The sequence below is a fragment of the Amycolatopsis sp. NPDC039088 genome, assembly GCF_055598845.1.
Genome location: NZ_JBVKAE010000037.1, coordinates 1 through 13,901, shown reverse-complemented (window position 1 = coordinate 13,901; position 13,901 = coordinate 1). Strand labels below are relative to the sequence as shown.

Below are 13,901 nucleotides of genomic sequence, written 5' to 3'. Positions count from 1 at the left end.
CTGATGAAGCTCGCGGGCGGGATCATCTGGGTGGACAAGAAACTCCACCGCCTGTTCAAGGGGAAGGTGAGCCTGGTCGCGCTGGCCGGGCTCCCTTCCCTGCGGCTGACCACGACCGGCCGCAAGAGCGGGCTGCCTCGCGCCACCAACCTGTTGTACTTCCCGCACGGGGAGGACTTCGTGCTCGTGGGCTCCAATTGGGGGAGGTCGAACGATCCCGCGTGGACGCACAATCTGCGTTCGAACCCGGACGCGGTCGTGGCGCTGGCCGGTAAGGAGTTCCCGGTCAGCGCCAGGGAACTCGTCGGGGACGAGTACGACGCGATGTGGAAGCTCTTGCTGGAGTTCTGGCCGGGCTACTCCATGGAGGAGCGATCCGCTCGCCGTGTGTTACCGATTTTCGAGTTGAAGACCACCACACGGTAGGTTCGTACCATCCTTTCGGCCGGTGACTGGGTCACCCGCTTGTGCGAGGCTCGCTTGGTGTTACGCGCCGTGACGTCGACGGCGCATCGTGCGACGTGATCCGTCACGTCGCCAGCCGAGGGAGGAGTCGTTTTGCCGAGATCCACAGGGAGGCCGGTGCGCGGTTTCGCACTGGTAGGGGCACTCGTGGCAGGCGCCGCGCTGACCGGGACGCCCGGAACCGCGGTCGCCGCCCAGGACGCCGGGACCTCCGCCGCCCAGGTCGGCGCGACGGCGCCGGTGAACTGGGGTGCCTGCACGGCGGATCAGATCCGCGGTGTTCCAGCCGACCAGGCGAAGTTCTACAGCTGCGCAAGGTATCGCGTGCCGATCGACCACGACAACGCGGCGCTCGGCACCATCGACATCGCGATGCTGAAGCGGGCCGCGAAGACGCCCGGCAAGAAGGTCGGCTCACTGTTCCTCAACCCGGGCGGCCCCGGCGGCTCCGGGTTCCGGATGCCGATCGGCGCGGCGAACTACTTCCAGCCGCAGGTGCTGGACCGGTTCGACCTGATCGGGTTCGACCCGCGCGGCGTCGGTGCCAGCAACCCGCTCAAATGCTTCACCACACAGGAAGACGCGAACGACGTCTTCGGCGCGCAGGTCCCCGTGCCGCTGTCGCGGCAGGAGATCTCCGGCACGCTGGCCGCGTACCGGGACTACGGCCAGTTCTGCAAGAACAACGCCGGTGCGCTGCTGAACCACATGTCCACCAAGGACGTCGTGCGCGACCTCGACAAGATGCGAGCCGCCGTCGGTGACCGGAAGCTGACCTTCGTGGGCTTCTCGTACGGGACCCTGATCGGGTCGACGTACACGTCGATGTTCCCGAAGCAGAGCCGGGCGATCGTCATCGACGGCAACGTCGACCCGGCACTGCGCACCAGTGACGGCGTGCAGTACGACCGCGAGCGCGCCCGGGGATTCGAGATCGCGCTGGACGGCTTCCTCCGCAAGTGCGCGCAGGTCGGGCCGAAGTGCTCGTTCAACGCGGGCACGCCGCGGGAGAAGTTCGACGAGATCCGCGAACACCTGCGCCAGCAGCCGATCAAGCTTCCGGACGGCAGCAGCTACGACATCAACGCGTTCACCAGCACGGTTTCCGGGGTGCTGTACTCGCCGGCGTCGTTCGCGTTGCTGGCCGACGACCTGCAGGCGCTGTACAACGTCGTCCACCCGCCCGCGGCGCAGACACAGACGGTGCAGGCCGTCGAGCTGAAGGTGCTTCGGTCGGGCGCGAACGGGCGTGCGGACGCGAACCCGGACAGCCCGTACGTGGGCGATGACTCCTACTTCGCCGTGAACTGCTCGGACAAGAAGATCACGATCAAGCAGGAGAAGGTCCCGGAGATCGCCGCGAAGTGGGAGAAGGAATCGCCCACTTTCGGTCGCTACCAGGCATTCGCGGACATCGCGGGCTGCCCGGTGTGGCCGGCGAAGAACCCGGACGTCTACCGCGGCCCGTGGCAGGCCAAGACCGACACCCCGGTGCTGGTCGTCGGCAACTACTACGACCCGGCGACCCAGTACCTGTTCTCGAAGCGGATGGCCAACGAGCTGGGCAACGCCCGGCTGCTGTCGGTCGACGCCTTCGGGCACTGCATTCTGGGTGACTCGCTCGGGGTGGACAAGGTGACGGCCGACTACCTGATCGATCTCAAGGTTCCGGCCAACGGCCAGGTGTTCCAGCCGAACGTCCAACCGTTCGAAACCACTGCCTGAACTAAGGCGCAAAGCCATGAAGGCCTCCTTCCCTACTCTCAAGGTAGGGAAGGAGGCCTTCACGGCCTTCTGGCCTCAGACTTCGACGCTCGCGTAGGTGTCCAAGCCGTAGTTCGTGGCGTACGCGTTCTCTACACCGACCAGAAGGTCGACGATCTCGAAGTAGCGGTCCCAGAAGGGCGTCTCGCGCAGCGCCTCGATGAGGAGCTGGTACGAATGATGGTCGTCGGCCTCCCACACCCACACGTCGGTCACTCGCGCGGAGTAGAACTCGGTGTCGAAAAAGCGGGAACGAACTCCTTTCGCCTTGCTCTCGATCGCCGGGAGCACTTCGGTCTTGAAGGCCGCCACCCGTTGTTCGACCGTCAGGCCGAGCCATTCGGGGGTGGTCTTCACCAGCATGAACGCGGTCACTTCGGACATGGTGCTTCCTTTCAGGCGTAAGCGCCGGCTTCGATGTCCTCGACCAAGGTCGGGCCGTACGGGGTCCACTTGAGGAGGTCACGGGTGCGTGCGCTCGAAGCCGACATGTCCAAACCGAAGAACCGGCCGACGAAGCCGAAATGCTCGGCGGCCTTCTCGGGGGCGATCGACTCCACCGGGACACCGAGGGTGCGTCCGACGGCTTCGGCGATCTCGCGGGTCGTGACGGCCTCTTCGGCGACGGCGTGGAGCAGTGAACCGGTGGGCGCGTCTTCGAGTCCCAGCCGGACGAGCCGGGCCGCGTCGGTGCGGTGCACCGCGGCCCAGGACGCGGCGCCGTCATCGAGGTAGCCGGAGACGCCGTGCGTGCGGGCGGCCGCGACGAGGGACGAAACGAAACCGGGATCACCGACGCCGTGCACAGACGGTGCGAAGCGGGCGCCGATGATCCGGATCCCCTTCTCCGCGTATTCGAGCGCCAGGTTTTCGCTGCCCCCGCGCGGAGAATCGGGGCCGACGGCGGGCGAGGGGTCGGTCTCGAGGGCGGGCCGGCCCGCCACGAGACCGGACAGCACCGAGGCGAACAGGAACGCGCGGCCGGAACCGGCCAGCGTGTCGGCGATCGCCTCGATCGCGGCCCGTTCGGAGCGTTTGGTCTCGGCGGGGTCGGCCCAGTCGTGCTTGTTCGCCAGGTGGACGACGGCGTCGGCCTGATCGGCGGCGGCGCGGATGCCGTCGAGATCGTCGAGGTCGCCGCGGTGGACGGCGGCGCCCTTGCCCGCCAGTGTGGTGACCGACGCGTCCGAGCGGGCGAGGCCGGTGACCTCGTGCCCGGCGTCGAGCAGCTCGTCCACGACGGCCGAGCCGATCCAGCCGGTCGCTCCGGTGATGAATACGTGCACGGAAACACTCCTTCTACTGGTTCCCGCGGGTGCGGGAAAGACGTGACTGCCCGACGACGAGCGCGCCGAGGACCAGCACACTGACGCCGATCACCCGCAGCGCGGTGCTCGCGCTCGACACGAACGCGGAGATCACTTCGGGGGACCGGTCGGCCGCGCTCACGGCGAGGGCCTGCGCGACGGTGTGCGGATCGTGGTCCGCGCGGATGTCCGGCGGGAGCGTGGCGACGAACCGTCCGGTGAGGACGGTGCCGATGACCGCGACGCCGAGCGCGCTGCCGAATTCGCGGGTGGTCGCCTGCAAACCGGCGCCGACCCCGGCCTGCGCCGGGGGAAGCGCGCCGGAGATGGCGCCGGACAGGGTCGGCAGCGAAAGCGTGACACCGATCCCGGTCACGACGAGCCAGGCCGCGTAGGCGAGATACGGCGTATGAGTGTCGCTTGTGGACAGTCCGATGAGGCCGCCGCCGACGAAGACGAACGCGACGGCGATGGTGGCGTCGAGACCGACGCGCTCGACGAGCCGCCCGACGTGCCGTGCGCCGATAATGATCGGAACGGTCAGCGGGATGATGCCGAGCCCGGTCGCCAACACCCCGAAACCCTTGCCGTACTGGAGGAACGACGCGTTGACGTAGAACAGCGCGAACATCCCGAAGAAGATCGCGGTCATCCCGAGACAAGCGCTGCGCAGTGCGGGAACGCGGAAGAGCCGGGGGTCGATCAGCGGATGCGCGGTCTTCAGTCCCACGAGCGTCCACCCGGCGAACAGGACGGCGGCACAGGCGAATCCGGACAGCACGAGCGGACTGCCCCAGCCCTCCTCCGGTCCCTCGACGATCCCGAGCAGCAGCGCGACCGACGCGCCGACGAGCAACAGCGTGCCCGGCAGGTCCAGACGACGGTCGTGGCGCGCCGACACCGGCGCGATCCTGGCGACGAACGCGGCGAGCGCCAAGGAGATCGGGACGGCGGCCGCGAACAACCAGCGCCACGAGCCGCCGGAAAGCACCGTCCCGCCGCCGACGTTTCCGGCGACCCCGCCGATCCCGGTCATGGACGCCCAGGTCGCGATCGTCCTGCCCTTGTATTCGGCGGGCACCGCGTGCAGGAGGACGGCGAGCGTGTTCGGCAGGATCGCGGCGGCGCCCACCCCGGTGATCGCGCGGCCGGCCAGCAGAACGGGCACGTTCGGGGCGATTCCCGAGAGCAGCGCGCCGATCGCGAACAGGGCGAGACCGGCGAGCAGGACACCCTTGCGGCCGAAGCGGTCGCCCGCGGCGCCACCGGGGATCACCAGACAGGCGAAGAAGACGACGTAGGTGTCGACGATCCAGATCAGCCCCGACGCGGACGGGTTCAAGGTGCTCGCGGCCAGCATCGGGACGGCGAGGTTGATCGCGGCGACCATCCCGACGACGAGCACGACGCACGCGCACATGACGGCGAGCAGACCGCGCCGGACGGCCGGATGGTCCGGCGCGGCGGGGTCCTCGCGAATCTGAAGACGAAGTGGCATGTCCACGACGCTAGGGACCGGCGACGTATTCGCGCGACGCAACTTTGGCAACGACTATTTGCGTATGATGCAACTATGGTCGACCAGCTGGACCTCAACCTCCTGCGGGTGTTCGACGCGCTGCTGCGAGACGGCAGCGTCACCGCGGCGTCCGAACGCCTGCACCTGTCCATCCCCGCGACGAGCCGGGCGCTGAGCCGCCTGCGCCGGGCGATGGGGGATCCGATCCTGGTGCGCGCGGGGCGCGGGATGGTGCCGACCCCGTTCGCGCTCCGGATCGCCCCGCGCGTGCGGTCGCTGCTCGACGAGGCGTCGGCCTTGATCAGCGCCGACTGGGAGCTGGCGATCGGGGATCTCGAGCGCACGTTCACCATCCGCATCAACGACGGCGTCGCCGCGACCTTGGCGACGGCGGCCGTCGAAGCGACCGCGGCCGTCGCGCCGGGCGTGGTCCTGCGGTTCGTCGCGGAAGGCAGCGAGAGCGCCGAGGCGCTCCGGGACGGCTCGGTCGACCTGGACATCGGCGCGGGCGAGATCGCGTCACCGGACATCCGCTCGGTGCTGCTGTACCGCGAACGGGTGGTCGCGATCGTCCGGGCCGATGGCGCGCTCGGCCGCGCCCGACGCCCGACGCTCGCGCAACTTTGCCGGTATCCCCATGTTTCGGCCTCCCGGCGAGGCCGCGCACGGGGACCGCTCGACGACGTCCTGGAGGCCGAGGGGCTGCGTCGTCGCGTCGCGGCCGTCGTCCCCACCTCCGCGGTCGCCGCGTTCCTGGTCGCGTCGAGCGACTACATCGGGCTCGTGCCCCAGCGGCTGGCGGAGCAGTACGGCCGGTCGCTCGGGATCCGTTGGTTCCCCATCCCCGCGGAACTGCCGGAGGTCGAGGTGCGGCTGCTCTGGCACGCCCGGCTCGACGCGGACCCCGCCCAGCGCTGGCTGCGAGACACGATCCGCGAGGCGTTCGGCTCACCTTCCTGAGGTCGTTTCCTCCCCTTTTTCCGATGCCGGAAATGATCTGGAGCGCGGAGACCACGCGTTGTTAGAGTGATCTTGTTCGGCGGCCTTCGCCGCCTCCGGGGGAAGGAAAAGACTTGCGCACCAAGAGAATGTTGTCCATCGGCGGGGCGTCCGCCGTCGCGCTGGCCGTCCTCGTTCCGGGCTCGGCCTCGGCCGACTCGGCACTCACCGAACTGCCCGCGTTGCCCGGTTCTTCGATCGCCGGCGCCGCTGGGATCAACGACAGCGGCGTGGCCGTCGGATGGTCGAGGGCGGGCGACACCTCCCACGCCGTCCGCTGGAGCGCCGACGGGAAGGTCACCGATCTCGGCACCGCGGCCGGTGACACCCGGAGCGAGGCCACCGGGATCAACAACGCGGGAACGGTGGTCGGGCTGTCGTCGAACAGCACGGGCCAGCGCGCCGCCCGCTGGGCGCCGGACGGCGGGATCACCGTCCTGGACACCCTCGCGGGAACGACGTACTGCCAGGCGGACGCGATCAACGCGGCCGGCCAGATCACGGGCTACTGCTCGGCGTCCTCTTCGAGTTACTACGGGAAGCCGGTCCGCTGGGGGACCGACGGCAAGGTCACCGGACTGGCCGCCCTCCCCGGCGGGACCTCCGGCGGCGGCGCGGCGATCGCCGACGACGGCACCATCGCGGGCTGGTCGACCGGGAAGGACTACGCGACGCACGCGACCCGCTGGGCCGCGGACGGGACCGTCACCGAGTTGCAGTACCTGCCCTCGGGTTACTACGCGAAGGCGTTCGGCATCGGCGCCGACGGCACGATCGTCGGCACGGTGCAGCGTTCGGTCGGCAGCGGCTACGGCGTGTTCGCCACCCGGTGGAAGGCGGACGGTTCGGTGACCGATCTCGGTGGTTTCCCGGTCACCGAAAAGCCGGACAGCGAAGCGCGGGCGGCGGGCCCGGACAACACCGCGGTCGGTATGTCGAAGGACACACAGGGTCGTTACACCGCTGTGCGCTGGAATTCCGACGGAAGCCTCACCGACCTCGGAAGGGCGGCTGGAGCAGGGCCGGGAACCATCACCTTCGCGGCTTCGATCAACGTTCACGGCGTGATCGCCGGCCGGTCCGGCGCGGTCGCGGTGCGCTGGACGCCCTGAGCGGCGTGGTAGCCTCCGAAGGTTGATCAACACCGTTCGAGTACGAAAGCGAGGTGAGCGGCACATGCCGGAAGACAGTTCTGGATCGACCGGAAACGGTCGCCGTTCACCCGTGTGCGCGGTGCGCTGACCTTCTCCGGTCTCCTTTCCCTGTCTGGCTTTGTGTACGCACGCCAGAAAAGAGCCGGAATCATGAACACCTTCGAAATGCTGCTCAGGGTCGGCACCGGCGTCGGCCTCGGCGCGGTCATCGGCATCGAGCGTCAGTACCGCGCCAGGATGGCCGGTCTCCGCACCAACGCCCTCGTCGCCGTCGGCGCCACCCTCTTCGTTTTGTTGTCCGCCCACGGTTTCGGCGGACTGAACACCAGCGGTGACGCCGACCCGACGCGGGTGGCCGCGCAGATCGTCTCCGGCATCGGATTCCTCGGCGCCGGGGTGATCCTGCGGGACGGGCTCAATGTGCGCGGACTCAACACCGCCGCCACGCTGTGGTGCTCCGCGGCCGTCGGATCCCTTGCGGGAGCGGGACTTTACGTCGTCGCGCTCGCCGGGACCGCGGTGATCGTCGGGGTCAACGTGCTCCTGCGCCCCTTGGGCCGGGTGGTGGACCGCCGCCCGGAGCACCGCGGCGAGTGCTCCGAGCGGGAAGAGCGCGAGACGGCCTAGCCCCCGCATTCAGCCCTCTAAATGCGTCATCAGGATCCGGGAAAACTCGGCGGGCCGCTCGAGATTGATCATATGCGCGACCCCGGGAACGACCAGTTTCCGGGCGTCGCGCGCCTCACGCTCGATCTGGTCGGCGACATCGTGGATGTCGGACGCGTCCACCTCGCCCACCAGAGTCAACGTGCGCGGGGTCAGCTCGCCGATCCGTTCGATGGCGCGGAGTTCGTCCATCAGCGTGAAACCGGAGAGCCCGTGGTGGGTGACCGTGTGGGTGTACATCTCCTGACACAGCCGCCGGACCCCCTGATCGACGTCCTCCGGTGCGCGCCGGGGGCCGTCGACCCACATCCGCAGAATGCATTCGATGGCGGCGGGGAGATCGCCTGCGGCGCCCGCCTCCTCGAGTTTCCTGTTCTGCTCCACGACAAAGGGGTCTTTCATCGTCATCGAGCTGAGGCCGGTGGCCACGAGGATCAGATTGTCGACGAGCTCCGGATAGGTGAGCGCGAAGTCCACCGCGATCCGCCCGCCGCCGGACAGGCCGACGATAGAGGCGCTGGAGAAGCCGAGCGCGGTCATCAGCGCGCGCAGGTCTTCGTAGTGCTTGAACCGTTCGGTGGGCGTGGACGACTCGCCGTGCCCCCGGGCGTCGTAGCGGATGGCGGTGTAGCCGCGTTCGAGTGCCGTCATCTCGGCGGCCCACATGCGGGAGTCGAGGATGCCGCCGTGCACCAGGATCACCGGGTCGCCCGCACCGCGGATCTCGTATGCCAGCTCACCGTTTTCGACGTGGATTCTCCCCGAGGTCATAAGGCACGGTACCGAAAATACGGAAAGGCCCCCTTCCCTTAAGTGCGGGGAAAGGGGCCTTCGCGCCCGGAGTGCTTACGCCTGGGTCATCTTCCGCAGGACGTACTGCAGGATGCCGCCGTTGCGGTAGTAGTCCGCCTCACCCGGGGTGTCGATGCGGACGTCCGCGTCGAACTCCACCTTGGTGCCGTCGGTCTTCGTCGCGGTGACGTGGACCGTGCGCGGGGTCTCGCCCTCGTTCAGCTTGGTGATACCCGAGATGTCGAACGTCTCGGTGCCGTCGAGGCCGAGCGACGCGGCCGACTCGCCCGCCGGGAACTGCAGCGGGATGACGCCCATACCGATCAGGTTCGACCGGTGGATGCGCTCGAACGACTCGGTGATCACCGCGCGCACGCCCAGCAGCGAGGTGCCCTTGGCCGCCCAGTCACGCGACGAACCGGAGCCGTACTCCTTGCCGCCGAGGACGACCAGCGGGATGCCCTGCGCCGCGTAGTTCTGCGCCGCGTCGTAGATGAACGCCTGCGGGGCGTCGTCCTGGGTGAAGTCGCGGGTGTAGCCGCCCTGCACGTCGTCCAGCAGCTGGTTGCGCAGCCGGATGTTCGCGAAGGTGCCGCGGATCATGACCTCGTGGTTACCGCGACGCGAGCCGTAGGAGTTGAAGTCCTTCTTCTCCACGCCGTGCTCGGTCAGGTACTGCGCGGCCGGGGTGCCCGGCTTGATCGCGCCGGCGGGGGAGATGTGGTCCGTGGTGACCGAGTCGCCCAGCTTCGCCAGCACGCGCGCGCCGGAGATGTCGGTGACCGGCGACGGCTCCGCCTTCATGCCTTCGAAGTACGGGGGCTTCCGGACGTAGGTGGACTCCGCGTCCCAGTCGAAGGTCTTGCCTTCGGGGGTCGGCAGGGACTTCCACCGCTCGCCGCCGTCGAAGACGTCGGCGTAGTCCTTGGTGAACATCTCCTGCGTGATCGCGTAGTCGATGGTCTCCTGGATTTCCTTGGCCGAGGGCCAGATGTCCTTCAGAAAGACGTCGTTGCCCTCGGTGTCCTGGCCGAGCGGCTGGTTCTCGAAGTCGAAGTCCATCGTGCCGGCGAGCGCGTAGGCGATGACCAGCGGCGGCGACGCGAGGTAGTTCATCTTCACGTCGGGGTTGATCCGGCCTTCGAAGTTCCGGTTGCCCGAGAGCACCGAGACCGCGGTCAGGTCGTTCTCCTGGATCGCCGCGGAGATCTCGTCCGACAGCGGGCCTGAGTTGCCGATGCAGGTGGTGCAGCCGTAGCCGACCAGGTGGTAGCCCAGCTTCTCCAGGTACGGCCAGAGACCGGCCTTGTTGTAGTAATCGGTGACGACCTGCGAACCCGGCGCCATCGAGGTCTTGACCCACGGCTTCACCGCGAGGCCCTTGTCGACCGCGTTCCGGGCGAGCAGCGCCGCGCCGAGCATGACCGACGGGTTGGAGGTGTTGGTGCACGAGGTGATCGAGGCGATCACCACGGCGCCGTGATCGAGGACGAACTCGCCGCGGTCGGACGTGCTGACCTTGACCGGCTTGCTCGGGCGGCCGCTGTGGCCGTTCGCCGCCGACTGGATGTCGGCCGAGCCCTCGTCCTTGAACGAGAGAGCGGCCGGGTCACTGGCCGGGAAGGACTCCTCGACGGCCTCGTCGACGTTGGTGTGCGGGGTGTCCTGCTCGCCGCCGACGTAGTCGTGGATCGACTTGCGGAACGAGTTCTTCGCGTCGGTGAGCTCGATGCGGTCCTGCGGGCGCTTCGGGCCCGCGATCGACGGGACGACCGTCGAAAGGTCCAGCTCGATGTACTCGGAGTACTCCGGCTCGTGCGACGGGTCGTGCCAGAGGCCCTGCTCCTTGGCATAGGCCTCGACGAGCGCGACCTGCTCTTCGGACCGGCCGGTGAGCTTGAGGTAGCGGACGGTCTCCTCGTCGATCGGGAAGATCGCCGCGGTGGAGCCGAACTCCGGGCTCATGTTGCCGATGGTGGCGCGGTTGGCCAGCGGCACGGCGCCGACGCTCTCGCCGTAGAACTCGACGAACTTGCTGACCACACCGTGCTTGCGCAGCATCTCGGTGATGGTGAGCACGACGTCGGTCGCGGTGACGCCGGTCGGGATCTCGCCGGTGAGCTTGAAGCCCACGACGCGCGGGATGAGCATGGAGACCGGCTGGCCCAGCATGGCCGCCTCGGCCTCGATGCCGCCGACACCCCAGCCCAGCACGCCGAGGCCGTTGACCATGGTGGTGTGCGAGTCGGTGCCGACGCAGGAGTCGGGGTACGCCTGGCCGTTGCGGGACATCACCGTGCGCGCGAGGTGCTCGATGTTGACCTGGTGCACGATGCCGGTGCCCGGCGGGACGACCTTGAACTCGTCGAAGGCGCCCTGGCCCCAGCGGAGGAACTGGTAGCGCTCGCGGTTGCGCTCGTACTCGATCTCGACGTTGCGCTCGAAGGCGTCGGCGCGGCCGAAGACGTCGATGATGACCGAGTGGTCGATGACCAGTTCGGCGGGAGCCAGCGGGTTCACCTTGTCGGGGTCGCCGCCGAGGTCGGTGACGGCTTCGCGCATGGTGGCGAGGTCCACGACGCAGGGCACGCCGGTGAAGTCCTGCATGATCACGCGGGCGGGGGTGAACTGGATCTCGATCGACGGGTCCGCCTTGGCGTCCCAGTTGCCGAGGGCGCGGATGTGGTCGGCGGTGATGTTCGCGCCGTCCTCGGTCCGCAGCAGGTTCTCGAGCAGGATCTTCAGGCTGTAGGGAAGGCGCTCGGAGCCCTCGACCTTGTTCAGGCGGAACACCTCGTAGGAGGCGTCGCCCACCTTCAGCGTGTCTTTGGCGCCGAAGCTGTCCTTGCTGGCGGGTGCGGTCACTTCTAACTCCAGTGGCGGGTCAGTTCGGTGAGTTCTCCAGGCCGTTCGGGCCGGCCGGGAGCGAGTCTTGCGCACCCCCACCGTAGGTCCGGACGCGGGATGGCACACCTCGTTCGTCCCCACAAACAGTACGCCTGTCCTTTTTGGGAGGCAAGCCGCCACGCCGGTCATGAACGTCTCATCGACCTGCAGCCATTCGAGTGAGGAAACGTTCGTCTGTTCGTCCCCCGTTGAGGGGAAATGGTGCCTACGGTGTGTAAGTTCCTGGTGGTGCTTCTGGTAATGCTGTGACAGCAGTGGCACAGTGAGCTCGTTGTTCAAGATCAGGAGGTGGGCGGATCGTGCGTGGTGAAACCGGGTCTCGGACCGGTGCCCGCCGTGGCGTGACCATCGGCGCGCTCGGTTTCGCCCTGTTGCTCGGGGTGACGGGCACGGGCCTGGCGGTGCCGCCGCCCCCGCCGAACCCCAGCGACTCCGAAATCAACTCGAGCAAGGCCGAGGCCAACGCCAAGGCCGGTGATGTCGGCAGGCTCACCAACCAGCTCGCGCAGGCCGAGTCGAAGCTTTCTCAGCTCAACGACGAAGTCGAGCTGAAGATGGAAGAGGCCAACAAGGCGAGGGTCGACGCGGAGACCGCGCAGGACGCCGCCGCGCAGGCAGACCGGGAGGCGCGGTCCGCGCGCACCGAGTCCGACGCCGCGCAGGCCGCCATCGACAAGGCCCGCGCCGATCTCGACAAGTTCGCCGCCGCCAGTTTCCAGCAGGGCAGCACCATCGGTTCGGTCTCGGCGTACCTCACCGCCGACAGCCCCAAGGAACTGCTCGGCCGCGCGCAGCTGCTCGACGCGGTCGGCGGCAGCAGGCTCAACGCGCTCGACACGATGAAGCGCGCGCAGACGGATAAGTCCAACAAGGACGCGACGGCTCGCAAGAAACTGGAGATCGCGCAGGAGCGCAAGCGCGAAGCGGAGGCGGCCAAGCACGAGGCGGACAACGCGCAAAGCGCCGCCCAGCACGCGCAGGACACCCAGGAGACGCAGAACGGACTGCTCGAAGCCGACAAGGCGAACGTCGAGAAGCAGCTTTTCGAGGCGCAGCAGAAGGTCAGCGGCCTGCAGGGGCAGCGTCAGCGCTACGAGGACTGGAAGGCGCAGAAGGCCCGCGAGGACGAGGAACGCGCTCGTCAGGCCGCCCTCGCCGCGTCCAGGCCGAGCCAAGGCGGGGGCGGTCGTCCGTCGGGAAGGCCCGTCCAGTCGGCTCCCGCCGGGTCGAGTGTCGAAGCCGTCGTGCAGCGGGCGCTGTCGCAGCTGGGACTTCCGTACGCGTGGGGCGGCGGCAACACCTCCGGGCCGACACGCGGTATCCGCGACGGTGGCACGGCGGACCGCTACGGCGACTACATGAAGACCGGCTTCGACTGCTCCGGGCTGATGATCTACGCCTTCGCCGGGGTGCGGGCACTCCCGCACTACAGCGGGTACCAGTACGAGGCGGGCCGGAAGGTGCCGCTCTCGCAGATGCGCCGCGGCGACATGCTCTTCTGGGGCGGCAGCGCGCGGGGCATCCACCACGTCGCCATGTACCTCGGGAACGGCCAGATGGTCGAGGCGCCGCAGTCGGGTCTGCGGGTGCGGATCGCGCCGGTGCGCTACGGCGGCATCATGCCGTACGCGACCCGCTTGATCGGCTAGGCGGTGGCGTACGCGGGGATCGTGCTGGCGGGCGGTGCCGCGCGCCGTCTGTCCGGTGTGGACAAACCCGCGTTGCCGGTCGGCGGGAAACCCTTGATGGCGAGGGCCTTGGCCGCGCTCGCCGACGCGGATCCGGTGATCGTCGTCGGTCCGGAACGGCCGGGTTTCGGCGACGTGCGGTGGACGCGCGAGGCGTCGCCCGGAACGGGTCCGGTCGCCGCGCTGGCGGCGGGCCTCACCTTGGTGCGCGCGGAGCTCGTCGTCGTGCTGGCCGGTGACCTCGCCGGGGTCCGGAAGTCCACTGTGGATCGGCTGGTGGCTTCGCTCGGCGCCGCCTCGGGTGCGGTTCTGGTCGATTCCTCGGGGGAGCGGCAGTGGCTGCTCGGTGCCTGGCGCGCGGAGGCGGTGCGGTCGGCGCTGCCGGAGCGGGTCGAGAACGCGTCGCTCCGGCGGACGCTCGGCGGGCTGGACATCGTCGACGTGCCCGAAGAGCCGGGCGAGAGCGACGACATCGACACGCCGGAGGATCTGGACCGGCTCTCTTAGAGGCTGTCTTTGAACCTGTCTAGGTGGTCCTGGCCCGCTTTTTGGGCGGGTCAGGCGCCTGGTCATCATAGTGATCATGGAGATGTTGATGAATGCGGCGGAGTGGTCGGTGAGGCGTTCGTAGTCGCGGACG

The 13,901-nt window shown here is 68.6% G+C and carries 12 protein-coding genes; 7 read left to right on the top strand and 5 right to left on the bottom strand.

Annotated features, from left to right (window positions below; translation table 11 throughout):
* Positions 1-3 precede the first annotated feature (3 nt).
* Together ACZ7KI_RS34805 and ACZ7KI_RS34800 are read left to right on the top strand one after the other, a co-directional pair.
* Complete coding sequence (locus ACZ7KI_RS34805; RefSeq protein ID WP_470277338.1) at positions 4-426, top strand: nitroreductase family deazaflavin-dependent oxidoreductase; 423 nt, start codon at positions 4-6, stop codon at positions 424-426.
* Positions 427-582: 156 nt separating this feature from the next.
* Positions 583-2,190, top strand: coding sequence for an alpha/beta hydrolase (locus tag ACZ7KI_RS34800; protein ID WP_470277271.1), 1,608 nt, complete (start codon positions 583-585; stop codon positions 2,188-2,190).
* 75 nt (positions 2,191-2,265) lie between these two features.
* Here ACZ7KI_RS34800 and ACZ7KI_RS34795 read toward each other — a convergent pair whose 3' ends face one another.
* The 3 genes from ACZ7KI_RS34795 to ACZ7KI_RS34785 are packed head-to-tail and all read right to left on the bottom strand — an operon-like array spanning position 2,266 to position 4,956.
* Entirely contained in the window at positions 2,266-2,613 is a 348-nt protein-coding gene (locus ACZ7KI_RS34795; protein WP_470277270.1) for a darcynin family protein, read from the bottom strand.
* A gap of 11 nt (positions 2,614-2,624) precedes the next feature.
* Complete coding sequence (locus tag ACZ7KI_RS34790; RefSeq protein WP_470277269.1) at positions 2,625-3,515, bottom strand: SDR family oxidoreductase; 891 nt, start codon at positions 3,513-3,515, stop codon at positions 2,625-2,627.
* A 13-nt stretch (positions 3,516-3,528) separates the two neighbouring features.
* Positions 3,529-4,956, bottom strand: a complete 1,428-nt coding sequence (locus tag ACZ7KI_RS34785; RefSeq protein ID WP_470277337.1) for an MFS transporter — start codon at positions 4,954-4,956, stop codon at positions 3,529-3,531.
* Positions 4,957-5,109: 153 nt separating this feature from the next.
* On the opposite strand from ACZ7KI_RS34785, the gene ACZ7KI_RS34780 reads away from it, so the two are divergent.
* The 3 genes from ACZ7KI_RS34780 (at position 5,110) to ACZ7KI_RS34770 (ending at position 7,835) form a co-directional block, all read left to right on the top strand.
* Positions 5,110-6,015 carry a LysR family transcriptional regulator gene (locus ACZ7KI_RS34780; RefSeq protein ID WP_470277268.1) on the top strand — a complete coding sequence of 302 codons (906 nt, stop codon included), beginning with the start codon at positions 5,110-5,112 and terminating at the stop codon, positions 6,013-6,015.
* 113 nt (positions 6,016-6,128) lie between these two features.
* Positions 6,129-7,166 (top strand): hypothetical protein, encoded by a 1,038-nt coding sequence (locus ACZ7KI_RS34775; RefSeq protein ID WP_470277267.1) that lies wholly within the window; start codon positions 6,129-6,131, stop codon positions 7,164-7,166.
* Positions 7,167-7,358: 192 nt separating this feature from the next.
* Positions 7,359-7,835 carry an MgtC/SapB family protein gene (locus ACZ7KI_RS34770; RefSeq protein ID WP_470277266.1) on the top strand — a complete coding sequence of 159 codons (477 nt, stop codon included), beginning with the start codon at positions 7,359-7,361 and terminating at the stop codon, positions 7,833-7,835.
* A gap of 9 nt (positions 7,836-7,844) precedes the next feature.
* Here ACZ7KI_RS34770 and ACZ7KI_RS34765 read toward each other — a convergent pair whose 3' ends face one another.
* Positions 7,845-8,645 (bottom strand): alpha/beta fold hydrolase, encoded by an 801-nt coding sequence (locus ACZ7KI_RS34765; RefSeq protein ID WP_470277265.1) that lies wholly within the window; start codon positions 8,643-8,645, stop codon positions 7,845-7,847.
* Between the two features lie 75 nt (positions 8,646-8,720).
* Positions 8,721-11,531: an aconitate hydratase AcnA gene (gene acnA / locus ACZ7KI_RS34760; RefSeq protein ID WP_470277264.1), complete on the bottom strand. Its 2,811-nt coding sequence runs from the start codon at positions 11,529-11,531 to the stop codon at positions 8,721-8,723.
* Positions 11,532-11,872: 341 nt separating this feature from the next.
* Here acnA and ACZ7KI_RS34755 point away from each other — a divergent pair, with 341 nt between their 5' ends.
* Both ACZ7KI_RS34755 and mobA read left to right on the top strand, forming a co-directional pair.
* Positions 11,873-13,222, top strand: coding sequence for an NlpC/P60 family protein (locus ACZ7KI_RS34755; RefSeq protein WP_470277263.1), 1,350 nt, complete (start codon positions 11,873-11,875; stop codon positions 13,220-13,222).
* Positions 13,223-13,225: 3 nt separating this feature from the next.
* Positions 13,226-13,768: a molybdenum cofactor guanylyltransferase gene (gene mobA / locus ACZ7KI_RS34750; RefSeq protein ID WP_470277262.1), complete on the top strand. Its 543-nt coding sequence runs from the start codon at positions 13,226-13,228 to the stop codon at positions 13,766-13,768.
* Positions 13,769-13,901: the final 133 nt, after the last annotated feature.